Source organism: Belnapia rosea, from assembly GCF_900101615.1.
Lineage (GTDB): Bacteria > Pseudomonadota > Alphaproteobacteria > Acetobacterales > Acetobacteraceae > Belnapia > Belnapia rosea.
Genome location: NZ_FMZX01000004.1, coordinates 182,893 through 205,886 on the forward strand (window position 1 = coordinate 182,893; position 22,994 = coordinate 205,886).

The window sequence follows — 22,994 nt, forward strand, 5'->3', positions numbered from 1 at the left end:
GCCGGCCATGGATATGATGATGCCGACCCTTCTCGAGGAACATCCGCTCGGGGCAAGCTTCGGCGCCGAGTTGAGAGGCCTGCGCATTGCGGGCGACCTCCCGGAGGATGCCTTCTCCGCCTATATGGCGGCCTTCCATCGCCACCACCTGCTACTGGTGCGCGATGTGCCGCTCGACCCTGCCGCGCATGTCGCCTTCAGCCGCCGCATGGGCAAGCTCGAGTTGCATGCGCAGAGCCGCTTCACCCATCCCGAGCATCCCGAGATCTTCTGCGTCGGCAACTACACGGTGAATGGCGAGCTGCGGGCCAATTTCGCCCGTGGCGTCGAGCAATGGCATGCCGATAGCAGCTACCGCGAGGTGCCGAGCGCCGCCTCGCTTTTCTACGGCGCGATCTGTCCACCCGAAGGGGGCGAAACCTGGTTCATCGATGCCGCCGGCGCCTATGACGCCCTGGCGGACGAGACGAAGCTGCGCATCGAGGCGCTGCGCACGGTGCATTCCCTGGCGACCCTCGCCGAATGGGGGCGCCAGCACAACCCGGACCGCCCGCCGCTGACGGAGGAGCAGACACGGCGCTGGCCGCCGGTCTCGCAGCCGCTGGTGCGTGTCCATCCGGTGACGGGGGTGAAGTCCCTCTTCCTCTGCCCCGCCGTCATCAGCCATGTCGAGGGAATGGCGCCGGAGGAGGGGCGGGCGCTGATCGCCGAGCTGATGGCCCATGCCAGCCAGGAGCGCTTCGTCTACCGCCATCGCTGGCGGGAGGGCGACCTTGTGATCTGGGACAACCGCTGCATGCTGCACACGGCGACGCTCTTCAACCACGAGAGATACGTCCGGCTGATGCACCGGACGACCGTGGCGGGCCCCTAACCGGTTGAGCCGAAGCCGCCCGCGCCGCGGGCGGAGGCCGCGGTGAACTCCTCCACCACGGTGAATTCCGGGCGCAGCACCGGGACGAAGACCATCTGGGCGAAGCGCTCGCCCGGTTCGATGGTGATGGCCTCGCCGCCCGGCGGGTTGCGGTTCCAGGCGCTGACCAGCACCGGGCCGGTGTAGTCGGCATCGATCAGCCCGACGAGGTTGCCGAGCACCAGCCCCTTGCGGTGCCCGAGGCCGGAGCGCGGCAGCACCAGCGCCGCCATGCCGGACCGGGCCATGTGCAGGGCGATCCCGCTCGAGATCAGGGCCGGTGCCGTGCCTGGCTGCAGCACCAGCGGCGCGTCGAGGCAGGCATGCAGGTCGATGGCCGCGGCCATCCCCGTCTGGTAGCGGGGCAGGCCCCATTGCCGCAGCCGCTCATCCAGCAGCTTCAGCTCGATCATCGGGTCGCCCATGCCTGCCTCTCCCTGCCGCGGCCCCGCTGATAGAGCAGGCGCATCGTCGCCACCAGCGGGCAGCCCTGGTCGATGGGGATGGTGGCGGCATGGGTGTAGCAGTCATGGGGCTACCTCCTGCTGACCTGACCCATTCCATGAGCACGCCCGCCCATGGGTGCCTGCCCAAGGCACCGGCATGGCCAAGGCCCTGGCGGGGATGGATGTGGCGAGGCTTTGGGCGGCTGCTCCCAGAACAGCCGCATGCCAGGCCAAGGCGAATTCCATTCGCAATCCGCGACTTGCCTTGCCGCCGGAATTGCAAAATGCATCATCACCTCGGCATTACAGCCTGCCTTTCATGTCGCCACGGCCCACCGCCAAGTTTGCTGTCGCATCTCATATATTGGAAAAATATCATGAAATTCGGCAGCGGGCTATTTTCTGCGCGTCGCCATGGGCAGAGCGAGGTGGAGCAGCATGAAGGATATTGTTGCGCTGCCATCCAGTTCGCGATTGACGCAAAATGACAAAAATGCGACTCGATGCGGCGTGAGCGCGATCGATCCCAACATCGCCGAGCAATTGGCCCAGGACCTGCCCCCGGCCGATTTCCGGCGCATCATCGAGACCTTCGAGGATGACCTCGGCCGGCTGGCGCATCAGTTGGAAGCCGCCGCCATCGCCGGGAATTGGGACAACTACCAGAGGGCGGCGCATAGCCTGGCCGGGGCGGCGGCGGCGGTCGGCGCCATCCCGCTGGAGCAGGCGGCGCGTGTCGCCATGGACCCGCAATCCCCGCATCCTCCCGCCGTGGTCGTACCGGTCATCCGCGACCGGGCGATGGCGGCGCTGCAGGAATTGTCGGCCCTCGTCGCACGCTCGCCCGGCCGATGAGCGTCGCCGCCGGGCGCGTCCTCCTGGTGGAGGACATGCCCACCCGGGCGGACCCTTCGTCGCCCTCAATTGCGGCGCCGTCCCGCGTGACCTGCTGGAGAGCGAGATCTTCGTCCATGTGAAGGGGGCCTTCACCGGCGCGACCGAGAGCCGTGCCGGCGCCGCAAGGCAGGCGGATGGCGGCACGCTCTTCCTCGACGAGATCGGCGGGATGCCGCTCGAGATGCAGGTGAAGCTGCTGCGCTTCGTGCGGACCGGACAGGACGTGCCGCGCGCCGCTTCGCTGCTGGAGATCAACCCCTCCACCATCTATCGCAAGCTGCAAGCCTGGCGGGGGCCGAAGCGGGCAGCGGGCTGAGCCTCAGTCGAGGGTCGCGCGGAGCCAGGCGAGGAAGGCGCGCGCTGCCGGGGACTGGGCGCGGGCCGAGGTCGGCAGGGCGGCCAGCCCTTCGGGGAAGGGCACGAAGCCGCAGGGCGCCCGCAGGCGTCCCGTGGCGAGTTCCTCCCGCACCAGGCGCTGCTCCACCAGGGCGAGGCCGAGCCCGGCCAGGGCGGCTTCGATGCAGAGATGGGTGTGCGGGAAGCGCAGCTCCTCCTGGCAGTCCAGCGCCCGGCCCGCGCGCGTCTGCCACATCGCCCAGCTCTCGCCAAGATGCTCGTGGTCGATGCGGGTAGGGGCGGCGAGGTGCGACGGGCCGGCGGTGACGGGATAGTCCGGCGCACAGACGGGCCCGAAGGCGATGGCACCGAGCGGGATGGCGCGGGCCTGTTCGGCGGCCGGGTAATGGCCGCGCGCCCAGGCGATGACCAGATCGGCGCCCTCATGCCGCAGCGCCCGCGCCGTGGTCATGGACAGGCGCAGCCGGACCATGGGCTGGGCGCGGTAGAAGCCAGGCAGGCGGGGGACCAGCCAACGCATGGCGAAGCTGGCGCTGCAGGCGACATGCAGGGCAGGCCCACCGGCTTCCTCACGCAATGCGGTCCAGCCGCTTTCCAGCCCGTCCAGCGCCGCGGCGACCGTCCGGCGCAGCGATTCGCCCGCCGCGTTCAGCCGGAGGCCGGTGCCGGCCTTGTCGAACAGGGGCAGTCCGGCGGCGTCCTGCAGCGCGCGGATCTGCCGGCTGACTGCGCCATGGGTGCGGCCCAGCTCCTCCGCCGCCCGGGTGACGGAGCCGAGCCGTGCCGTTGCCTCGAAGGCACGCAGCGCGGCGAGCGGCGGCAGGCGGCGGGACATCGGGGTCCTTTCGTGAGTTCGGCTCACCGATCAGGCAGCCGAACTCGATAGTCGCCGGGCGCCGTTCTCGTCTAGCCATGGGCCTCGACGAAGGAGGGCGCGGCATGGCGGCGATCACCAGCATGGCGGAGCTGGAGGCGATCTACGGGGCGCTGGACAGCGTTGGCGAGGCCTCGATGGCGAAGGTGGCGGACCATGTGACCCCGGCCTATCGCCGCTTCATCGAGGCGGCGCCCTTCCTTGCCCTGGCGACGGCCGGGCCGGAGGGGCTGGACTGCTCGCCGCGCGGCGACCGGCCGGGCTTCGTCCGCATCGCCGATCCGCGGACGCTGCTGCTGCCTGACCGCCACGGCAACAACCGCATCGACAGCCTCCGCAACCTGGTGCGGGACCCACGGGTCGGGTTGATGTTCCTCATCCCCGGCAGCGGCAACGCGCTGCGGATCAATGGCAGGGCGGAGATCGAGACGGATTCTGGCCTGCTCGCCTCCTTCGCGGTGGAGGGCAGGGCGCCGCGCACGGTTCTCGTGATCCGGGTCGGCGAGGTCTATTTCCAATGTGCCCGGGCGATCATCCGTGCCGGGCTCTGGGATGCGGGGAGCCAGGTCGATCCACGCAGCCTGCCGACGCCGGGCGCCATCCTTGCCGAGATGAGCGAGGGCCGGGTCGGCGGCGCGGCCTATGACGCGGCCTGGCCGGCGCGGGCACGGGAGAGCCTGTGGTAGCCGACGGAGCCCCTCAGCAGGCGCCGGGGCCGGGCAGGATGCGGTAGGTGCCGCGCTCGGTGACGAGGCAGCCGCCGGTCATGCGGCCCTCGAAGCGTGTGCCATCGGCCGCGATCAGCACGCCTGGCCCGTTCGGCAGGTCGTCGGCGAATTGGCCGACGAAGCGGCTGCCGTTGCGGTAGGCCTCGGTGCCCTGGCCGTTGCGCCGGTCACCGCGCCAATCCCCCTCATAGACGCCGCCGGACCAGGTCATGATGCCGCGGCCCTCGCGCTTGTCGTCCCGCCAGTCGCCCTCGTAGCGGTCGCCGCTCGGGTAGATCTGCAGGCCGCGGCCGTTGCGGCGGTCATTGCGCCATTGCCCGGAATAGATGCCGTAGCCGTCCTGCTGGCGGCCCTCGCCGGTGCGCACGCCATTGACCCATTGGCCGTCGTAATCCGGCCCGCGCGGCCAGGAGCGGGAGCCGCGGCCATTCGGCATCGCATGGCGGATCTCGCCGCGATAGGTGCTGGCATCGCCGAAGCGGATCGTGGCGGTCTTGGCCTCGCCGGCGGCGAAGTCCGCCTCGACATGCGTGCCGCCGGGGAGGGCGATGGTGGCGGGGCCTTCGAGCTTGCCATCCTTGAACTGCCCCTGGGTCAGGCTGATGACCGCCTCCCCCTTCCGCCGCAGCAACTCACCCGTGCCATTGGCCGCGCCGCCGCGGCAGGAGCCGGACCATTCCAGGCTCTCGCCTGGCTGCAGGTCGGGTGCCCAGATGCCACAGCGGGACCGGGCATCGGCGACCAGCCCACGCGCCGGCTCGGCCGCCGGCGCCTGAGGCTGGGTCGGGGTGGAAACCTCCTCCCGTGGCGGGCGGGGCCGCAGTGCCGGGCGGGGCGGCGGCGGCAAGCTGGGCCGGGCCGCTGGCGGTGGGGGCGGGGCCGGCGCCTCGTCATCCATGGTTATGGCGGCCAGGGCGGGCGAGGCCAGCAGCAGCAGGGCGGCCAGGAGCATGCGCCTCATCGCGCCACCGTCCGCAGCAGCGCCACCCGCGCGGCGAGCCGCCCCGACTCCTGCGCGTCGCGCAGGGCGCCGGCCAGGGCGATCTCGAACTCCTCGAGCCGCTCGCCGCGCCGCCGCTGTGCGAAGAGCGGAGCCTCCGAGGCGATGACGACCAGCATATCCGTGCCGAATGGGGCCGTGGCGGACCAGCGCGTGCCGTCGCCGAAGGGAACGGCGCCATTCGGCGGCTGCGGCGGGCCGCCCTGGACGAGGTGCCCGACATCGCCGGATTCGGTCACATAGGCCACATGCAGCCGTGCCGGCCAGGCGGGCGTGCTGACGGTGAAGCGCAGTCCCTGTCCTTCGCGCAGCGGGTTGCTGCTGGTGAAGACCAGATTGGGCGGTGCATCGCCGAGGGCGGCGACGGGCCGGAGAAGGTCGAGCGTCCCGCAATAGGGCGCCTCGAAACTGTCGAGGGCGAGCGTGACCGCGCCGGAGGGCAGGCCGGGGAGGGCGAGGCTTCGCCGCATGGCATCGGCCGAGGCGGCGCTGGCCAAGCCGGCGACCGTGGCGGTGCGCCCGGCACTCGTCACCTGCACCAGGTTGCAGGGCAATTGCCGGAGCGAGGCGGCGATGGCGTGGGCATCGGGAGCCGGCAGCGGAGCAGGGCTTGGTGGGGCGGGCATCGGCGGTGGGGTGGGGGTGGCGATCTGGGTCGGCTGCACCGGCGGCGGCGGGGGGGCCGCCGCGGCCGGCGGCGCGGTGCCGGGGGGGCGGTCGCCGCCGAGCATCAGGCTGCCGCCGACCAGCAGGGCAAGGACCACCACGCCGCCGCCGAGCGCCGGCAGCAACAGGCGCCGCGGGCGGGGCCGCTCCGGCGGCATCATGCGGGGAGGTGGCGGGCGGATGACGGTGCCGTCATCAGCCGGCTCCGGCGGCGGCCGGTGGAAGGGCGAGGCGGCCTGGGCGGCGGGCGCCGCAGCCCGTTGCAGCGCGGCGCTGAACTCCGCCGCGGAGGCAAAGCGGTCCTCCGGTGCCTTCGCCATGGCGCGGCTGACGACCGCATCGATCTCGGGCGTCCCGGTCGGCGGCACGCCGAAGCGGGAGGGCGGCACCGGATCGGTGTTCAGCACCTTCTGCATGATGGAGGTGATGCCGCCGGCGAAGGGCTTCTCGCCGCTCAGCAGCTGGTAGAGCACGACGCCAGCCGCCCAGAGATCGGCACGCTGGTCCACCGGCTCGCCGCGCAGCTGCTCCGGGGCCATGTAGGCGGGCGTGCCCATCATGGTCCCGACATGCGTCATCGAGGAATTCTCGAGCCGGGCGATGCCGAAATCGGCAATCTTCAACGTGCCGGACGGGGTGAGCATCAGGTTGGCTGGCTTGACGTCGCGGTGGACGACGCCCCTGGCATGGGAATAGCCGAGCCCATCCAGCAGCTGCGTCATGAGCTGGACGACCCGAGGCAGCGGCAGCCGCTCCCCGGTATCGAGCAGGCCCTTGAGCGAGCCGCCCTCGACCAGCTCCATGATGATCCAGGCCTGCTCGGCATTCTCGCCGTAGTCGAAGACGGCGACGATGTTGGGGTGGTTGAGGCCACCGGCGGCCCGGGCGCCGCGGCGGAAACGGGCGATGGCGTCGGCGGTCTCGGCATCCTCCACCGGCGGCAGGTTCACCACCTTCACCGCGACACGGCGTTCGATCAGGCGATCGAAAGCATCATAGACGATGGTGCCGGCGCCGGTACCGAGCGTGCCGTGCAGGACATAGCGTCCGGCGATCTCCGCCTGGGCGCTCATCGCCCGGTCCGGCCGCCGGGCCGGTCGGCGATTCCTGCCATCCGCACACCATCCCCAAGCATAGCCAGTCACCAAATACGGAGCGAGGAGAGCTTGCCGCTGCAGCAAGATGCGAGCAAGCACTTGCACCGAAGCCGGATGGTACATGGCCAAATTGTTACTGGGCAGGCTGTAAATTTCGCCGGGTGGTTCGGGAGCGGGGGCGGAAATTCGCTCGTAGAGGTGGATGCGTATGCCTCTCCGTAACGTGACGCTCAAGAAGCGAGCGGCAGCAACGTCCCCGAATTTATCACGGGCTCGTCGATTGCGGCGACGGAACAGCGGAACGACATTCGCCACAATATCAACCTGGATACGAACAGCAGAAATGTCCATGACCTTCTCAGGACGCCTGAGTGGCGACATGCCGCAGGGACAGGGCGTTTCGGTGACCGCCTGCATCTGCACCCACAACCGGACCCACTATCTCAGCCATTGCCTCGAGAGCCTGCGCCACCAGACAGTCGGTCTGGATGCCTTCGAGATCATCGTGGTGGACAGCAACTCCTCTCCGGCCGCGGCAACGGAGATGCAGCGGCTGGTGGCCGGATTGCCCAATGCACGGCTGCTGCGTGTCGAGGAGATCGGCATCAGCCGGGCACGCAACGCCGGCGCGGCTGCCGCCTCGGGCGATTACGTCGCCTATATCGACGATGATGCGCTCGCCGCGCCCGACTGGATTGAGCAGATCATGCGGGTCGTGGAGGAGCAGCCGGTCCGGCCGGCCGTGCTCAGCGGCCGTGCGCTGCCGGTCTGGGAAGCGCCTCTGCCCGATTGGTGGCCGGAGAGCCTGCGCGGCATCCTCACCATCACCGAATGGGTCGGCCGTGGCGAGTACCGCACCTCCGAGGTGCCGGCCGGGCTTGGTCCCTATGGCGCCAACCTGATCGTGGAGCGCGCGGCGCTTCTTTCCATCTCGGGCTTCGCCGAGGATCTCGGCCGGCGCGGCGGCATGCTGCTGTCGGACGAGGATGTGCATCTCGCCTGGAAGCTGCAGGACAGCGGCCGCTCGGCCCGGCACGACTCGCGCATCACCGTGCACCACTGCATCCAGGCGCAGCGGCTCTCGCCATCCTGGCTGCTGCAGCGGCTTTACTGGCAGGGCGCCTCCTCCGTCCTGACACGCCTGATGCTCGGTCATCCAGGCCTTGTCTGGGGTGAGTTTCCGCGGCGCCTCGGTCTCGCCATGCTGCTGGCGCCGCTGGCGCTGATCCCTGCCTCGAGCACCGCGTTGATCGGCCTGCGCTGGCGCCTGGCCTATGCCCAGGGCTATGTGCGGATGGTGATCGGCGAATTATTGCCGCGTCCCGAGGCGCCGAGCCTGCCGCGCAAGGCCTGCGGCCTTGCGGAGAATGCGTCGGCAGCGCGGGAGGCGATGGGCTGAGGCCTTCGCCTCAGCCCGGCTCCACTGCCAGGGCCGGCTCCGTGCCGGCCGTTTCCAGCCTCCGCGCAGCTGCCCAGGCCGGCGTGTCACGCAGGAGGCCGAGCGCCGCCAGCTGCTCCGGGCCGGCATAGCGCAAGCTGCGCGGGCCGAAGAGCGTGAAATCCGGGTTGCGCTTCAGCGCCGCAAGGTAGCGGCGATACTCGGCGGAGCCGTTGTAGTGCGCCCCGCGCGCCACCGCATCCAGCACGCGCGCATGGAAATCCTGCAGGAACTTGAAATGCAGCAGGATGCCACTCGGCTGCTCCGCCGTGAGGGCGAGTGGCGTCAGCGCATGCGCCGAGCGGAACGCCATGCCTTCCCGCCAGCGCACCAGCGGAAGCTTGGTGAGGTTCGGCGAGCGGCGGGGCGCGAGGCCCGCATACCAGGCCGCCTGCCGCAGGGCCGGCAGCCGCCATCCCGCATTGTAGAGCTTCTGGTGCAGGAAGCGCCCCGGCCGCGTCGGGATGGTCTCCGGGAAGAACAGCCGTTCGCGGATGCCGCCATAGGTGGCGATATGGGGGAAATCCGGCTCGCGCTCCTGCCGCAGCTGCGGCGGCTCGAACCAGGGCGCGGCATCGAGCAATTCCTGCCCCGGCGCATAATGGGTCGCATGCAGCGGCTCGCGCGGGAACATGTCGAGCATGAAGGTCAGCAGCCCCTCCGCGCCCAGCCCGTCGAGATGGGCACAGAGGCGGGGCAGCGCCCCGGGGCTGTCGCTGCCGGGGAAGACCAGCATCTCATCGGCATCGAACATCAGCACCCAATGGCCGTGGGCAAAGCGATGCAGCAGCGCATTCACCCAGTCGATGCCGAAATTCGAGTCGGCGAAGCTGCCTAGCGCCTCGACCACATGAACCCGCGAATGGGCGAGCGCGACCTCCCGCGTGGCATCCGTCGAGAGATTGTCGATCAGGATGATGGGGCCGACGCCAAGGCGGCGTGCATGGCGGATGGCCGCGCCGAGCCGCAGCGCCTCGTTGCGGGCAATGACGATGCCGAAGGCCTCGCCTGGCCGCGGCGCGGGCGGCGGCCCGACGAGCCTCAGGCCGAAGGGTAGCGCTTCCTCACGACCGGGCATCGCTGTCCTCATGGCGTTGCAGGGACTCGATCGCCCGGCCGTCGGCACCGAAATTGGCATCGCGGAGCCAATGGGCGAGGGCGGCGCGGCGCTCCGGCCACTCGCTGTCGAGCATGGAGTAGTAGGCCGTGTCACGGCGATGGGCGCGCACCACCATATGGGCGCGCAGCACGCCCTCGAAGCGGAAGCCGAGCCGTTCGGCGGCGCGGCAGGAGGCCGTGTTCCGCGTGTTGCATTTCCAGGCCATGCGGCGGTAGCCGAGGCGGAAGGCATGGTCGAGCAGCAGGAACATCGCCTCGGTCGACGCGCGGGTACGGGCGAGGCCGGGCGGGAACCAGATATTGCCGAGCTCGATCGCCGCATCCGCGGGGCGGATGTCGAGCAGCGCGAGCCAGCCGGCAGCAGGACCCGGCTCGCCATCCGGCCCATGCGGACGGACGACCCAGACCAGTTCGGCCTTGCTGACGGCCATGAAGCGGAGATAGCCGGCGAAGGCTGCACGGTCGGCGAAGGGGCCGAGGGGCAGCCACATCCAGCTGTCCGGGGCGTCGCGCGCGACCTCCCACAGATCATCGGCGTGGCGCGCGGCGAGCGGCTCCAGCGTCAGGCTGGCGCCGCGGATCACCGCATGCTCCGGCCGCGGCCGGGGAGTGGGATCGACGGGCTCGCCGAGCGCGTGCGTCCCGCTCATCCGACGAACCTGCGGCCGCCGGCGAGGAAGGCATAGGCATTGGGCGAGATGCGGAAGATCAGCGCGGCGCCGGCCGCGGCGATGGCGATGGTGACCGCGACGCTGGCGGCGTAATGCGTGAGCATCCAGGCATCCGTCTCCTCCGGCACCATGCGCCAGAGCGCATACTTGACGAAGATGATGATCGGAAAATGTGCGGCATGGAGGAAGAAGGCAAAGCCGCCATAGCGCGCGAAGAAGCCGCCGAGCTGCGTCCTCGCCAGCCGCAACGCGAGGCCCCAGCAGGCGATGACCCCAAGCGGGCGGGCGAGCCGGGTAACCAGATCGAGGAGATCCTCATGCGGCGGTGCGCTCGGGTCGACCACGAGGGGGGCCAGCGCGCGGGCCGCCATCAGCAGCGCATAGGCCAGCAGAAGCAGCCTGGCGGTGCGCCAGGGGATGTCGAGTGGCGTCTCCCGCACGCGCGCCAGGCCGCCGAGGAAGAAGAAGAACAGCACATCGGTGCGGGTGAAGATCCAGAAGTCGAAATCCATCACCCAGGAGGCGCCAAGCACCACGACACCGGCCAGCGGCGCATGGCGCAGCACGAGCCAGAGCAGCGGGCTCAGCAGCACCGAGAGGAACAGGTCCCGGACGAACCAGAACTGGAAGGCGATCGGCAGGCCCGTGATACCGAAGACGGCGTCGAGCACGCCGAAGGCGTTGGGCTCGCCAAAGTCGAAGCGGAATTCGCCCAGCAGGCCCGAGGTCGGGGCGATGGCGTAGAGGGCGAAGCCGGCCGCGATCGTGGCAAGGTTCCAGGTGACGAGCGGCATCAGGAGCGAGCTGAAGCGCCCGCGCATCCGTCGCAGGATCGTCGCCATGGGATGGGCCGCGAGGCCGAAGAACAGCCAGCCTGCGATGGTGCTCAACAGCGGCACAGCGCTGAAGAAGAACAGCAGCACGAAGCTGTTGATGAAGGTGGCGAAGGGATGGTGGTCGGGATCGAAGCCGGTGAAGGGCGAGGTCCGGCTGTTCGGGAAGGAGAAATAGTGCAGGAAGACGAGCCCGATGACCAGCATCACCCGCGCCACCTCGATGGTGGTCGGAAGGCTGGCCGGGAGGCTTCGCGCCCGACTGGTGGCGGCGACGTGGTCAGCTCGGAGAAGCGTGGGCTGGAGAATGGCCATTTTCGGTGTCCCGGCTTTGTTTTGTTAGGCCATGGTTGCGGAGATGGTGACGGCTGGGGGCGCCCGGCTGGCGAGGCCGAGGGCCGGCAGGGGCAGGCAGGGCGTGGCGGGGCCTTGCGCGTGGTGGCGGCGCAGCTCCTCCTCGATCTCGGCGATGAATTCCCGCTGCATGGACTGCGGGTTGATGGCGTGGTCGGTACCGCCGAGCACGACGGTGCGGACGGGCGCGCGCTGCGGCAGATGCCGCCCGCCCCGGCCGAAATGGGCCCTCAATTCACGCAATGCGCGGTCGCGGCTGCTATAGGCGAGGAGGGTGGTGGTGCCGCGCGACTGGAGGCGGCGCAGCCAGCCGCCGGCGCGATCGAGGCCTGGCTCGATTCCAAGCCTTTCCGCCACGATGCGGTCGATCTCCGCCAGTGCGCGGCGCATGGCCATGCGTGGCTTGCGCAGGGCGGCGATCTCGCCTGGAGGCGGCCCGCCATCGAGGTCGGGCGCGCCACCCGCCGCGCGGTCGAAGGCGGGCAGGTTGGCGAGGGCGAGGCCGACGATGCGCGGGTCCCGCAAGGCGGCCTGGAAGGCGTGATGGGCGCCGGAGCAGACGCCGACCGCGACGCAGCGGCGGAAGCCTTGCTGCTCCAGCGCATCGAGGCCGGCCAGCGCATCCTCGGTCGGACCTTCGCTGAACAGGGCCGCTACGCGTTCATCGGCCATGCCGCCAGCGCTTTCGCCGACGCCCGCCGCATCCATGCGCAGAGAGGCGAAGCCGAGTGCGGCCAGGCGGCGAGCGAGGCGAACGGCGATGCGGCCATTGCCGATATGGTGGTTGGCGCCGGTGTTGAGGATCAGTACCGCCGTGGGCAGCGCCTCGGCCGGGCGGCAGAGGATGCCTGCAAGGTTGCGTGCGGGGCCGAAGCGCAGCGTCTGCTCCTCGGTTCCCGGCCCGACGGGGAGGCGGTCGTTCAGCAGGCCAGGGGCAACAGCGCGGCGCGGCGCGATGCCCTCCGCCATCCATCGCGCCACCGACTCGAACAGGGGTGCGGGCGGGATGCTGAGATGGGCATGGCGCAGGAATGCGGCGTAACCATCGAAGGGCAGGGCCGTCACGGGCGCGTTGGCACTGGGCTGGACCCCGGCGCCCGGGCGTGGTGGCTCGGCCAGCAGTATGCGCTGCGGGCGTGCGGCTTTCAGCAGGGTGGCAAGGTCGAGGCCGCGCAGCGCCGCGATATCGCTGTCATGCAGCCGGAAGCCGGCGGCTTCCAGCCAACCCGGCTCGGCGGAGTTCTCGCCGGCGGCACGGGCGCCGAGCAGCAATTCCCGTCCATAGGTACGGCCCGACCAGACCGGCGCCAGCAGGACGAGGTCGGCGATGCGGCCCGGGGACCGGACCGCGCTGGCGGCAGCGAGCAAACCGCCCAGGCGCAGCCCGCCAAGGCTGATGGCCTCCAGGCCGAGCGTGCCGCGCAGCCAGTCCGCGGCCGCCGCGATGCTGGCGAGCCAGTCCTCGAGTCGACCCGGAGCCTCCTCGCCGGCGGAATCACCCGTGCCCGGATAGTCGATGCGGAGAACGGTTGTGCCTGCCGCCGCGAGGCCTTCGGCGAGGCTGCGCAGCCCGAGCTGGGTGCAGATCAGCTCGTAGCCGAAGGGCGGGCAGAGGACCATGGCCCGCCCCGTCGGCCCGGCCGCCAGGTGCAGCCAGCTACGGCACCCATGGATGGCGACCGGGATCATGTGCGGCTCGGCCTTCTCTTCAGGACTGGGGCCAGAGGGTCGCGCGCACCGTCTCCGGCCAGGCTTCCGGCGAGAAGCCGTGCTGGCGCAGCAGGGCGAGCGCGACGCGCTCCAGGCCAAAGCCGGCGCAGCCGGTATGCGCAGCCTCACCATCCGCTCCGATGATGCCATAGGCATCGGCGAAGTGATGGACATGGTAGTTGAAGCTGCCGCAGGCGCTGAGCCGGTCCGGATCCGAGATCGGGACCAGGATCTCGAACTTCAGCCGCTGGCTGCGCTGGCCATTCGCCATGAGCTGGCCGGGCCGGCCGAAGAAGGGGTCATTCGCCAGATCCGTCGTCGCCGGCAGGCCCATCTGCCGGAACATCTCGAGCGCGCGGGTCATCCAGTGCGACTGGAAGGCGCGGATGCGCTCCGGCGTGCCGAAGCAGACCTGCTCGCGCTGGCGGAACATCTGCATGCGCGCGGGGTCGACCGAGGGCTCGTGCCGGAAGCAATAGGAGGAGGAGTCGACAAGCCAGCCCTCGGCCGGCAGCCGACCGCGCCCGGCGATGATCGGATAGACCGGATAGCAGGAGGCCGGGGTGAGCACGACATCCGAGGGCTGCTGCGCGGCGAGCCAGCCACCTTCGGCCGGCGAGCAGGACAGCACCCGCTTGTGCTCGCGGTCGTCGCCGCAGAAGCAATGCACCGTGCCGACGAGCTGCGGCATGTTCTTGAAGTAGCCGCTCGCCTCGAAGCCCGTGCGGGTCATGATCGGCGGGAAGCGCATGATCTCGGCGCCATCGCCAACGGAGAGGCGGCCGATGAGCCGGTCGACGGCATCGACGAGGCCTTCGAAGACCGCGCTGCGGCCATAGAGCCCATCGACGCCGGTGGGAAGGAGGAGGCCGCGCTCGAAGAGCTCCTGCCGGAAGGCATCGGCGCTGAGGCGGGGCGCGAGTTCAAGGGTGCTCATCGTGCGGTCTCCGTGGCCACGGGCCAGCCATTGGCATCGACGGCGTCGCTGCCGGCAGCCGGCATGGCAGTGGCCGGACGCAGCGTCTGCAGCACGCGCACGAGGGCGTTGATGGAGGAGAAGGTGTCGCGCGTCAGCATCTGCTCGGGGAATTCGATGCCGAGCGCGCTCTCGAGGCCGACCATCACCTCGACCGTGCCGTAGGAGGAGAGGCCCGCCTCGAACAGGTCGGCATCGTTGCCGAGCGTATCGACGGACGACGCGACATCGTCGATGCGTCGCAGGACGTTTCGAACGGTTTCATGCAGCACGGTGCAGCCTCCAGGGAACTGCAATCGTTATTTGTGAGAACAGGCCACCTGGGCAACTCAAGATGGCTTTATCTGGCGGGGGGGATTATCAACCGTAGCGGCGCGAAGCCCGGCGGGATGCGGTGGACCCGCCGGGCTTCTTCACGGCCCATACCGAGATGGGCCGTGAAGCACCTCCTGGCGCTGCCCCTTCAGTCCGTGACGAGGCGATCCGATGCCTGCAGCGGCAGTTCAGTGTTGAGCACGAGGCTCGACTGCACCCCAGGCGTCGCCTGGGCCGCCGTCATGTCGAAAGCGCGCACCAGCGCCTCGGTGAAGCGCGGCACGCCGATCCAGCGCAGATGGATGGCGTCGAAGAATTCCCAGTCGTTCAGGGCAAGGGACTGGTTGCTGTCCCAGACCTGGGCACCGTGGCCATTGAGGGCCGTGCGGATGCTGCCGGCGAAGCGGCGGAGCAGCCTGCCGTCCGGATCATGCCGCTGCCTCCACTGCGGATGCATCGGCGTGACGGCCACGAACAGCCGCCGCCCCTCCTCGTGCAGCCGTGCCGCCAGCTGCGACAATGCCGTGAGGCAGGCGGGGTCCGGCTGTTTCATCTCGCCGTAGAGCAACTCGCCCCGGCCCCCGTCGGTCCCGAGCGGCCCGCTGCCGAACTGGTCGAAGACCAGCGGGTCCACCTTGTCGGCGCCGGACCGCCTGCCGGCGATCTGGGAGGCATTTCGCGTCAGAGAAACAAGCGAGAAATATCGCGTGTAGTAGAACCAGGGGGAGGCATCACCAAAGACATAGTCGTCCACATCGGCGCGGTCGAAGAAGGCGGTGGGCTTGCCGGTGCACCCATCGAAGTCCTGCGGCGCCGTGATCATGACCACGTCTTGGACGTTCTTGTAGTGATCGAGCAGCCAGGCTGTCGCATAGGCGGTCTGGTTGACGCTGAGGCCGCAGAGCCCGCCATTGAGCGGGACGAGGCCGGGCGCGTCCCGCACCAGGGTGCGGCCGTCGAAATGCCGCCATGCGACCGAGGAGCCGACCACGAGGAGGTTCGGCTCGGCCAGCCGTTCCCGGCGGAGAAAGTCGAACTTCTCATCGATGCAGAGCGAGTTGGTGAAGGCCGGCGGCGGCAGGTTGCCCGTGGCCGACAGCGTCAGCAGCACCCCGTAATAGAGCGCGAACATCCCAACCAGCGAGCCGAGGAAGGCCAGCAGGTAACCAGGCCGCACCGATCTCGGTGAGGCCTCAGCATTCGGCGTACCGGACATGGCCTCATGCGCCTTTCCGCTTGGTGGCGATCAGCTGGACGAAGTCGCCTACGTTATGCAGCGACTCCAGCTCGGCCGTGCGGAAGCGGATGCCGAAGCGCGTCTCGGCCGCAACCACGAGATTGACATGCGCCTGGCTGTCCCAGCCTGCGATGTCATCCGCAGTGGTCGCGGGTGAAAGCGTGATGTCGTCATCGTCGAAGACGTCGCGGAAGACCTGTGTCAGCGCCGCGTAAATCTCATCCTCTGTCATGTCAGATCCAGTGCGATGGGGTGGACGAACGGCGTCGCGCCGCGAGTCTCGTACCGCCAGACCAGCGTCCCTTCGGGGCGATCAGGCAGGGGCGCCATTGGCTTGAAGCCAAGGCGCGAATAATGGTCGGCCACCATCCCGTTGCGGGCGGTCGGCCGGTATTCGCCAATGAGGGCGTGGATGCCCTGCTGCGCGGCGAGGGTCGTGAGGACCTGCATCGTGGCGGCCTCCACCTGGCGGCCAAGGACGCGGCAGCTCATCAGCCAGGTATCGATCAGCCATTCCCCAGGGCGGAGGGACGCATCCGGCCGCGCCAGGATTACGCTGATGAGGCCGTTGTCGCCGAAGCGATCGGTCAGGCGCAGGGCCAGCGCCAGCGAGGCGGGGTCATCGGCCAGGGCCTGCACCTCGGCCTCGGTGTAGCGGCGGGTGGTGAGGTTGAACTGGTTGGTCTTGTTGATGAGCTGAGTGGCGCGAGGCAGTTCGGCGGGGCCGATGCGCCTCGCCGTCAGCACCATCTCGAGGCTGCGGAGATAGCTTTCGAGATCCGTCGTCTGCTCGAGCGCTGCCTGGCGCGCCGCGTTCAGGGCGTAGCTGCGCCCGCGCGCCGCATCGTCGGCGGTGAAGCCGACCGTCTCGAAATAGCCGGCGGCGCCGAGCCAGGCCGGGTAGAGCGCCACATCCTCCGGCAATTCGGGCACGGCCACGCCGGGCAGTTCGCGCCGGACGATGTCGCGCTCGGCGGGGTTGTCGTCGAGGAAGACCAGGGCATCGAGGCCGATATTCAGCTGCTTCGCGATCTGCCGCAGATTGCCGGCCTTGTCGCTCCAATTGGCCACGAAGGCGGCGATGTCGCCGCGCCGGAGGGCCATTTCCGGGTGGTTCTCGAACACCGCCTCGGCGACGGCCATGTCGTTCTTGCTGCAGACGGCGAGGATGATGCCACGCTGGCCAAGCTGCGCCGCATAGCGCTGCACGGCAAGGAAGGCCTCGCCGGTCGGGTTGCCCTGGCCGAGCTTGATCCCCTCGATGCCGTCATCGCCGATGACGCCGCCCCAGAGCGTGTTGTCGAGGTCGAGCACCAGGCATTTGCGCGCCCGCCCCAGCACCGCACCGGCGATGCGGGCGATGAGGTCGCCATGCAGCGGCGCCATCACCGGGCTGACGAGCTGCTTCGCCTGATGCCAGCGCACCGGGTCGGCGAGGCCATCGGCCGGGCCCTGGCCGGCCATCTGCGCGGCGAGGTCGAGCAGCAGCACGCCATCCTCGCGCGCGGCGTGGCGCAGGGCGGCGTTCAGGCGCTCGAGCACCGTGCGCGGGGCCGCCGGCACCATGGCTTCGTAGCTGCCGAAGAGCGGCGGCGTCGTCGCGACCAGCAATTGCTGCACGACCTGGGCATTGAACCGCTCCCGAGCGCGGCGCCAGAGATGGCGCAGCTCCGCGACGCGGGCGGCGACGGCCTGCTCGACATCGGCTTCGGAGGCACCGAGCGGCAGTGCGATCGGCGAGTCCTGGGCATCGAGCGCCAGCAGCACGAGCTGCGGCGCGAATTCGGCCAGCGCCGGATCCTCGCCCAGCAAGGCCTGCCGGTAGTTGCCGTAAGGCGCGACATGAACCGAGATGGCGAGGCCGCGATGCAGGCCGGCAACGCGGATGCCCGGCACCAGATGATCGACGGTGTGGGAGGCGAGGATGGCGAGGCGCAGCGGCACGAGCCCAAGCTCGGCCGGCGGGGCGGCGAGGCCGGCCTCGGCCAGGCGCTCGATCCGGCCGGTCGCGGTGAAGTCGCGCCGGAAGCCCGAGAGATGCATCGCCCGCGCCAGCCTCTCGGCCGGGTCGGCGATGCGTCGCGCGGCGGAAAGGGCCGCGCCGAGATCCTCATGGACCGGTAGCCAGGCGAGCTGTTCCATCCTGCCCTCAGAACTGGAAGTAGAGGAATTCGGTCGGTGCGGAGGAGAAGGTCCGCATCAGCACGAAGAAGCAGAGGACGCCAAGGGCGATGCCGTAGAGCGGCGCCGGCCGCCAGGTCATGGCCGGCAGTGCCGCCTGCAGCCAGGCCGGCCGTGCGCGCCAGCCGAGCGCAGTGCGCACATGGAGCATGAACTGCTGGGTGTTCGGCATGATCCAGACGAAGGCGAGCAGGCCGATGATCATCGCCCAATCCAGGATCTGGAAGAACTGGCCTGCGCCCACCTCCAGCCCGTAGCGGTCGACGAGGGCGGAGAACAGTGGCAGCTCGGCGAAGGTCGCGGGCACGACGACGCCGTTCAGGCCGACCATGCCGCCGAGCACCGTCAGCGCCGTCGGCACGTCCGGGGCACGGAAAAAGACCAGAGCCACGACGACGCAGAGGAAGGTGAGCAGCACCGCGGCCGCACGCGGCAGCGGCCGCTTGTCGTCGAGGGTCCAGCCGCGGCTGACCTTGAAGGCCCGCCAGCCATGCGCGACGACCAGGTAGATGCCGTGCAACACGCCGAAGACGACGAACTGCCAGCCGGCCCCATGCCAGACGCCGGAGATGAACATGGTCAGCAGCGTCGGGTAGGCGACGAGGACGAGGAAGGTGCCGGGCGTCATCCGCCCGCGCCGGGGCAGGGGCTTGCCAGCCTCCGCCCGCGCCCGCGTCGCCCGCAGCACGATGGGGTTGTAGATATAGGCCGTCAGGAACCGGGTCAGCGTCATGTGCCAGCGGGACCAGAATTCGATGACGTTGCGCGCCTTGAAGGGGCTGTCGAAATTCGGTGGCAGGCTGATGCCGAAGAGCAGGCCGAGGCCGATCGCCATGTCGGTGTAGCCGGAGAAGTCGAAATAGATCTGCAGCGCATAGGCCAGCGCGGTGCCCCAGGCGTCGAGCAGGGCAAGGCCTTCCCCGGCGGAGGCGGCGGCGAAGGCGGGGCTGACCTCGGCGCCGAGCGGATCCGCCAGGAGGACCTTCTTCGCCAGGCCAAGGCCGAACAGGGTGAGGCCGATGGAGATATTGTCGAAGCGAGGCCGGAAATTTTCCGGGTTGGCGAACTGCTCCAGCATCTCCCGGTGGTGGGTGATGGGGCCGGCGATCAGATGCGGGAAGAACGTGATGAAAAGGCAATAGTTGAGGAAGTCGTTCTCGACCACTGCCCCATCATGCGAATCGCTCAGATAGGCGATCTGCTGAAAGGTGAAGAAGGAAATCGCCAGGGGCAGGACGATTTCATGGATCTCCCAGTCGAGGCCAAAGGTGGCGTCAATATTGGTCAACAGGAAGACGGTATATTTGAAGTATATGAGAGGAACGAGATTGGCTATTATTCCTAAAATAAGTACGGTGCGGGATGGATTCCGCTGGAGATATCCGCCCAGAAGGTAGTTGGCGATGATGCTGGCGCCCAGCATCGGGACGCAATAGGGATTCCACCATCCGTAAAAGACGAGTGAGGCCAGGGTAAGCCAGCCCGCCGCCATCCTTTGTCGTCCGGTCCCGGCGAGTACAAGGAAGCCGAGAAGCACGACGGGTAGAAATCCAGCGATGAAAACAGCAGAACTGAAAACCATTGCACCGATCTTTTCTGAACTGGCTTCCACTGGGGCGATAGCCCCCCGCAATATATGCCAGTTCAAAAAGAGGCCGCTTCACAAACAGAAAAGCTTCGCCGTGATCACTTGATAAGTGATGAGACGCCAGCAATGCCGCCATGGCAATGACCCTGCCCCGGTCAGTCCGGCTTCCACCGCAGGCGGCGGAACAGCCACTCCCGATAGGCCAGGACAGCCATCGGCGGGGGCGCCAGCGGGCCGAGCACCGGCGTGAGATCGGCTCCGGCGCTGAGCCGGATGCCGGGTGCCAGCGAGGACCGTTCGTCCTCGAGCCAGCGTTGCGCCGCGGCACGCCACAGCGCGACGAGGTCGGCGGGCGTCAGGGCCGGCAGCAGCAGCGCGCCGAGCAGCCTGGCATTCACCGCGGCGGCAGTGAGTGCCGCCCGCAAGGCGGCATCGCCACCAGTGGCCAGTTCACCTGCGGCAGGGACATCCGGCAGGGCGGGATCCCGCGCCTCGTCGAGCACGAACCAGGGGCGGGCGCCGGCCGCGGCGAGTCGAGCCGGCAGTTCCCCTCCCTGGAACAGCACGGCATCCACCGCGCCCTGCGCCAGCGCCGCCTCGGCCCGCGCGCCGGCGAGGCCGAAGACGGGTATGGCCGCATGGCCGATCAGGTCGAGCCCGAGCAAGGCCGCGGTGCCGGCGTGATCGGGCGCGGCCAGGCCAAGCCGAATCGGCGCCATGCCGGTGGCCAGGCCCGCCCGCCTCGCCAGCACGACCGGCCCCTGGACGGCGCAGACCGGCACCCAGCCGGCGCCGTCGAATCGGGCGCGCTGGTCACCCACGAGACGTGCCTGGGCCGCGGCGCCGGGCAGCACCAGCAGGGTGCGCCCGTCCGGCGCCGCGGCGGTGGCGAAGCGATTGGCTGCGGTGACGCCATCCGGCCCGCCCAGGATGCTCCGCTCCAGCATCATGGCGGTCGAGGCGCCGCGCGCCAGGGCTGCGGCCAGGCGGCCGGACCATTCGGCCAGCGTCCCGTCCTCGGGGCCGGGGACCAGCAGCGTCGCCGTGGCCGGCAGCAGGGCAAGGGCGGGCAGGGGGAGCAAGGCCGCGAGGGCCGCAGTGGCCAGCAGGCAGCGGCGAGTCTGTCGCGGGCCTTGCGCCATCCTGTGCCTCCCCATCGCCTCAGGCGTCGCGGCCTGTCATTCGTCGTAGCGCAGCAGGGTCTCGCAGGGCAGGTCAAGCCGGTCGCGGCCGTTGAGGAAGGTGAGCTCGATCAGCGCGGCGACCGCGGGGACCTCCGCCCCGGCCTGGCGGAGCAGGCCGATCGCGGCGGCCATCGTTCCGCCGGTGGCGAGCAGGTCGTCGAGCAGGACCACGCGCTGGCCGGGCTTCACGGCATCCGCCTGCATCTCGATGCGGTCCGTGCCGTATTCCAGCGCATAGTCGAGGCCGATGGTCTCGCCGGGCAGCTTGCGCGGCTTGCGCAGCATGACGAAGCCGAGGCCGAGCTCCAGCGCCAGCGGGGCGGCGACGAGGAAGCCGCGGCTCTCGATGCCGGCCAGCATGTCGGGCTTGTAGGGGCGGATCATCGAGGCCAGCCGCTCCATCGCGGCGCGCCAGGCGGGCCCGTGCCGCAGCAGCGTCGAGATGTCGTAGAAAAGGATGCCGGGCTTCGGGAAATCCGGGATGCCGCGGATATGGTCGCGCAGGTCGAGGTCGGGATGGGTCTCGGGCATGGCCGGTCCTTCGGTGGGCGTGCCCCCGGGTCGCGGCGGCGGCGCCAATAAGCACCGGCTGCCACCACTGCGCAACGGCCAGGGGCCGATTCGGCCCTTGGCGAGGGCGCTGGCTTGCGCCATCTGCGGGACATGTCCCGCATCCCCATTGCCTCGCTGATCGGCCTTCTCGGCTTCCTGGCCTATGTCGTCGCGGTGGTGACGCTGGCCGACCATGTGCTGCAGATGCACTGGGTCGTGCAGGCGCTGTTCTTCCTGGTGGCCGGCACGGCCTGGGCCCTCCCGGCCAGCAAGCTGATGATCTGGGCCGCCGGGGGGCGCTAACGGAAAAACCCCGCCAGCAGGGCTGGCGGGGTTTCCGGCGAGGCCGACTTGGTCGGAGCGAGAGGATTCGAACCTCCGGCCCCTGCGTCCCGAACACAGTGCTCTACCAGGCTGAGCTACGCTCCGCTGGTCGGCTCGTCACCGCGGGAGGCGGCCATATAGCCGCCGCTCATCGGCGGGGCAAGAGGGGATCAGAGACGTTCGGCGGGGGCCGACACCTCGCTGGTCGGGCTCTGCTGCAGCAGCGCCATGGCCGCCGGCACGTCCGGCGCCACCGCGAAAAGGTCCCGCCCGTCCGGCGCGACGAAGCCGGCCTCGATCATATGCTCGACCAGGGCCAGGAAAGGCCGTGCCCAGCCGGCGATGTCGAGCACGATGATCGGCTTGTCGTGCAGGTGGAGCTGCCGCCAGGTAAGCACCTCCATCAGCTCGTCCATGGTGCCGAGGCCGCCGGAGAGGGCGATGAAGGCATCGGACATCTCGTACATGCGGGTCTTGCGGCTGTGCATGCTGCTGGTGACCTCCAGCTCCGCCACCGCCGGGTAGACGCGTTCGATCCGCGTGAGGAATTCCGGGATGATGCCGTGCACATGGCCACCTGCGGCGATGGCGGCCTCGGCAACCTGGCCCATCAGCCCCACGCCGCCGCCGCCATAGACCAGGGCAAGGCCGGCGGAGGCGATGGCGTGGCCAAGTTCCGCCGCCGCTGCCGCATGGGCCGGGTCGGTGCCGTGGCGGCTGCCGCAGAAGACGGCAACGGATCGGATCGGTTGGGGCATTGGACTACTCCTGGTAGGCTGTGCTGCAACCTGGCTGTCGTCTTGGTACTGGCAGCCAGGTTGCAGGACGGGCTTGTCATGGGATAGGGCAAGCGTGTCAGAACCGAAATGACGATCACGGGTTCAGGGGGTACTTGCATGACGTGGCGAATGGCGGTTTCGGCTCTGGTCTTCATGGCCCTGGCCGGAACGGCGCTGGCTCAGGGGGATGCCATTGCCGAAAGGCGGGCGGGGCTGAAGCGCATGGGCGCGCATATGGATGCGATCAAGCCCGTCGCGGATGCCCGTGGTGACGTCAAGGCGCTCGAGCCGCGGGTCGATGACATGATTGCCTGGTTCCGGACCCTGCCGCAGCGCTTCCCGCCCGGCTCCGACCGGGGCGATACCAAGGCGCAGCCGGCGGTCTGGTCCGACCGGGCCGGGTTCGAGGCCGCCAATGCCCGGATGCTCGGCCAGCTGGAGGTGCTGAAGACTGCCGCAGCGGCCGGCGACTCGGCCGGCTTCGTCACTGCCTTCCAGGCCACCGGTCCGCAATTCTGCGGCAGCTGCCACCGGACCTTCCGCGCGCGGTAAAGACCCACCGATGGATGCGCCGCCCATGAATGCAAGTGGCGGCTGAACGCACCGGTGCTGTAGCCAGGGCGCTGCGCACCGCCTCCGGCGGCCGGGCGCGCCAGGCGGAGACGACGCGCGGCAGGCCAGGCCATTTCCCCGGCTGCCTGCCGGCGGGCTGACGGCGCAGGGGCGGTGGCCGGGCCTCAGCTCCTGCTTGTCCG

25 protein-coding genes, 1 tRNA gene and 1 pseudogene are annotated in these 22,994 nt (G+C 69.6%); 9 read left to right on the plus strand and 18 right to left on the minus strand.

Annotated features, from left to right (window positions below; all coding sequences use genetic code 11):
• The first annotated feature begins 19 nt into the window (after positions 1 to 19).
• Positions 20 to 874 carry a TauD/TfdA dioxygenase family protein gene (locus BLR02_RS11295; protein WP_176849513.1) on the plus strand — a complete coding sequence of 285 codons (855 nt, stop codon included), beginning with the start codon at positions 20 to 22 and terminating at the stop codon, positions 872 to 874.
• Here BLR02_RS11295 and dut read toward each other — a convergent pair.
• Positions 871 to 1,338 (minus strand): dUTP diphosphatase, encoded by a 468-nt coding sequence (gene dut, locus BLR02_RS11300; protein ID WP_090663133.1) that lies wholly within the window; start codon positions 1,336 to 1,338, stop codon positions 871 to 873. The genes BLR02_RS11295 and dut overlap by 4 nt on opposite strands.
• Positions 1,339 to 1,516: 178 nt before the next feature.
• Between dut and BLR02_RS29450 the strand changes: the two genes are divergently transcribed.
• The 3 genes and pseudogenes from BLR02_RS29450 to BLR02_RS30395 all read left to right on the plus strand — a co-directional run.
• The gene (locus BLR02_RS29450; RefSeq protein WP_176849514.1) at positions 1,517 to 1,801 is read left to right on the plus strand and encodes a hypothetical protein; all 285 of its coding nucleotides are present in this window, start codon (positions 1,517 to 1,519) and stop codon (positions 1,799 to 1,801) included.
• Positions 1,802 to 1,869: 68 nt separating this feature from the next.
• Complete coding sequence (locus BLR02_RS30390; RefSeq protein WP_245704740.1) at positions 1,870 to 2,214, plus strand: Hpt domain-containing protein; 345 nt, start codon at positions 1,870 to 1,872, stop codon at positions 2,212 to 2,214.
• A gap of 49 nt (positions 2,215 to 2,263) precedes the next feature.
• A pseudogene (locus BLR02_RS30395) lies at positions 2,264 to 2,476 on the plus strand (sigma 54-interacting transcriptional regulator); the annotation flags it as partial.
• 99 nt (positions 2,477 to 2,575) lie between these two features.
• On the opposite strand, the gene BLR02_RS11315 reads toward BLR02_RS30395, so the two are convergent.
• Positions 2,576 to 3,448, minus strand: coding sequence for a LysR substrate-binding domain-containing protein (locus tag BLR02_RS11315; protein ID WP_090663140.1), 873 nt, complete (start codon positions 3,446 to 3,448; stop codon positions 2,576 to 2,578).
• 104 nt (positions 3,449 to 3,552) lie between these two features.
• On the opposite strand from BLR02_RS11315, the gene BLR02_RS11320 reads away from it, so the two are divergent.
• On the plus strand, positions 3,553 to 4,173 hold the full coding sequence (locus BLR02_RS11320) for a pyridoxamine 5'-phosphate oxidase family protein (protein WP_090663142.1): 621 nt from the start codon (positions 3,553 to 3,555) through the stop codon (positions 4,171 to 4,173).
• Between the two features lie 13 nt (positions 4,174 to 4,186).
• Here the strand turns inward: BLR02_RS11320 and BLR02_RS11325 are convergent, their stop codons facing one another.
• Together BLR02_RS11325 and BLR02_RS11330 are read right to left on the minus strand one after the other, a co-directional pair.
• A complete protein-coding gene (locus tag BLR02_RS11325) occupies positions 4,187 to 5,176 on the minus strand; it encodes an MORN repeat-containing protein (RefSeq protein ID WP_090663144.1) in 990 nt (329 codons plus the stop codon).
• On the minus strand, positions 5,173 to 6,954 hold the full coding sequence (locus BLR02_RS11330; RefSeq protein WP_176849515.1) for a serine/threonine-protein kinase: 1,782 nt from the start codon (positions 6,952 to 6,954) through the stop codon (positions 5,173 to 5,175). Before BLR02_RS11330 ends, BLR02_RS11325 begins: the two co-directional genes overlap by 4 nt.
• 373 nt (positions 6,955 to 7,327) lie before the next feature.
• Between BLR02_RS11330 and BLR02_RS11335 the strand changes: the two genes are divergently transcribed.
• The gene (locus BLR02_RS11335; protein ID WP_176849516.1) at positions 7,328 to 8,377 is read left to right on the plus strand and encodes a glycosyltransferase family 2 protein; all 1,050 of its coding nucleotides are present in this window, start codon (positions 7,328 to 7,330) and stop codon (positions 8,375 to 8,377) included.
• 10 nt (positions 8,378 to 8,387) lie between these two features.
• On the opposite strand, the gene BLR02_RS11340 is transcribed toward BLR02_RS11335, so the two are convergent.
• The 12 genes from BLR02_RS11340 to BLR02_RS11395 all read right to left on the minus strand — a co-directional run bounded on the left by BLR02_RS11340 (position 8,388) and on the right by BLR02_RS11395 (position 21,115).
• Positions 8,388 to 9,494 (minus strand): glycosyltransferase family 2 protein, encoded by a 1,107-nt coding sequence (locus BLR02_RS11340; RefSeq protein WP_176849517.1) that lies wholly within the window; start codon positions 9,492 to 9,494, stop codon positions 8,388 to 8,390.
• Positions 9,481 to 10,185, minus strand: coding sequence for a GNAT family N-acetyltransferase (locus BLR02_RS11345; RefSeq protein WP_090663150.1), 705 nt, complete (start codon positions 10,183 to 10,185; stop codon positions 9,481 to 9,483). The genes BLR02_RS11340 and BLR02_RS11345 overlap by 14 nt, the downstream gene beginning before the upstream one ends.
• Positions 10,182 to 11,354 carry an acyltransferase family protein gene (locus BLR02_RS11350; protein ID WP_090663152.1) on the minus strand — a complete coding sequence of 391 codons (1,173 nt, stop codon included), beginning with the start codon at positions 11,352 to 11,354 and terminating at the stop codon, positions 10,182 to 10,184. Before BLR02_RS11350 ends, BLR02_RS11345 begins: the two co-directional genes overlap by 4 nt.
• A gap of 24 nt (positions 11,355 to 11,378) precedes the next feature.
• Positions 11,379 to 13,082, minus strand: coding sequence for an alpha/beta fold hydrolase (locus BLR02_RS11355; protein WP_090663154.1), 1,704 nt, complete (start codon positions 13,080 to 13,082; stop codon positions 11,379 to 11,381).
• Between the two features lie 19 nt (positions 13,083 to 13,101).
• Positions 13,102 to 14,040 (minus strand): amino acid--[acyl-carrier-protein] ligase, encoded by a 939-nt coding sequence (locus BLR02_RS11360; protein WP_090663156.1) that lies wholly within the window; start codon positions 14,038 to 14,040, stop codon positions 13,102 to 13,104.
• Positions 14,037 to 14,351 (minus strand): acyl carrier protein, encoded by a 315-nt coding sequence (locus BLR02_RS11365; RefSeq protein WP_245704741.1) that lies wholly within the window; start codon positions 14,349 to 14,351, stop codon positions 14,037 to 14,039. The genes BLR02_RS11360 and BLR02_RS11365 overlap by 4 nt, the downstream gene beginning before the upstream one ends.
• A gap of 191 nt (positions 14,352 to 14,542) precedes the next feature.
• Positions 14,543 to 15,610: a hypothetical protein gene (locus BLR02_RS11370; RefSeq protein WP_090568171.1), complete on the minus strand. Its 1,068-nt coding sequence runs from the start codon at positions 15,608 to 15,610 to the stop codon at positions 14,543 to 14,545.
• A 4-nt stretch (positions 15,611 to 15,614) separates the two neighbouring features.
• Positions 15,615 to 15,863, minus strand: a complete 249-nt coding sequence (locus tag BLR02_RS11375; RefSeq protein ID WP_090568173.1) for an acyl carrier protein — start codon at positions 15,861 to 15,863, stop codon at positions 15,615 to 15,617.
• Positions 15,860 to 17,773: an HAD-IIIC family phosphatase gene (locus tag BLR02_RS11380; RefSeq protein ID WP_090663159.1), complete on the minus strand. Its 1,914-nt coding sequence runs from the start codon at positions 17,771 to 17,773 to the stop codon at positions 15,860 to 15,862. Before BLR02_RS11380 ends, BLR02_RS11375 begins: the two co-directional genes overlap by 4 nt.
• A 7-nt stretch (positions 17,774 to 17,780) precedes the next feature.
• Positions 17,781 to 19,304 (minus strand): MBOAT family O-acyltransferase, encoded by a 1,524-nt coding sequence (locus BLR02_RS11385; RefSeq protein WP_218127916.1) that lies wholly within the window; start codon positions 19,302 to 19,304, stop codon positions 17,781 to 17,783.
• Between the two features lie 251 nt (positions 19,305 to 19,555).
• Positions 19,556 to 20,542 (minus strand): hypothetical protein, encoded by a 987-nt coding sequence (locus tag BLR02_RS11390; RefSeq protein ID WP_090663161.1) that lies wholly within the window; start codon positions 20,540 to 20,542, stop codon positions 19,556 to 19,558.
• A gap of 36 nt (positions 20,543 to 20,578) precedes the next feature.
• Positions 20,579 to 21,115, minus strand: coding sequence for an adenine phosphoribosyltransferase (locus tag BLR02_RS11395; RefSeq protein ID WP_090568183.1), 537 nt, complete (start codon positions 21,113 to 21,115; stop codon positions 20,579 to 20,581).
• A 132-nt stretch (positions 21,116 to 21,247) separates the two neighbouring features.
• On the opposite strand from BLR02_RS11395, the gene BLR02_RS11400 reads away from it, so the two are divergent.
• Positions 21,248 to 21,439 (plus strand): DUF2842 domain-containing protein, encoded by a 192-nt coding sequence (locus tag BLR02_RS11400; protein WP_143018106.1) that lies wholly within the window; start codon positions 21,248 to 21,250, stop codon positions 21,437 to 21,439.
• A 49-nt stretch (positions 21,440 to 21,488) separates the two neighbouring features.
• Here BLR02_RS11400 and BLR02_RS11405 read toward each other — a convergent pair.
• Together BLR02_RS11405 and BLR02_RS11410 are read right to left on the minus strand one after the other, a co-directional pair.
• Positions 21,489 to 21,565 (minus strand) — tRNA-Pro (locus BLR02_RS11405).
• Between the two features lie 65 nt (positions 21,566 to 21,630).
• Complete coding sequence (locus tag BLR02_RS11410) at positions 21,631 to 22,218, minus strand: LOG family protein (RefSeq protein WP_090568189.1); 588 nt, start codon at positions 22,216 to 22,218, stop codon at positions 21,631 to 21,633.
• A 150-nt stretch (positions 22,219 to 22,368) separates the two neighbouring features.
• On the opposite strand from BLR02_RS11410, the gene BLR02_RS11415 reads away from it, so the two are divergent.
• Together BLR02_RS11415 and BLR02_RS30850 are read left to right on the plus strand one after the other, a co-directional pair.
• Positions 22,369 to 22,791: a c-type cytochrome gene (locus tag BLR02_RS11415; RefSeq protein ID WP_176849518.1), complete on the plus strand. Its 423-nt coding sequence runs from the start codon at positions 22,369 to 22,371 to the stop codon at positions 22,789 to 22,791.
• A 35-nt stretch (positions 22,792 to 22,826) separates the two neighbouring features.
• A complete protein-coding gene (locus tag BLR02_RS30850; RefSeq protein ID WP_281201047.1) occupies positions 22,827 to 22,952 on the plus strand; it encodes a hypothetical protein in 126 nt (41 codons plus the stop codon).
• Positions 22,953 to 22,994 lie beyond the last annotated feature (42 nt).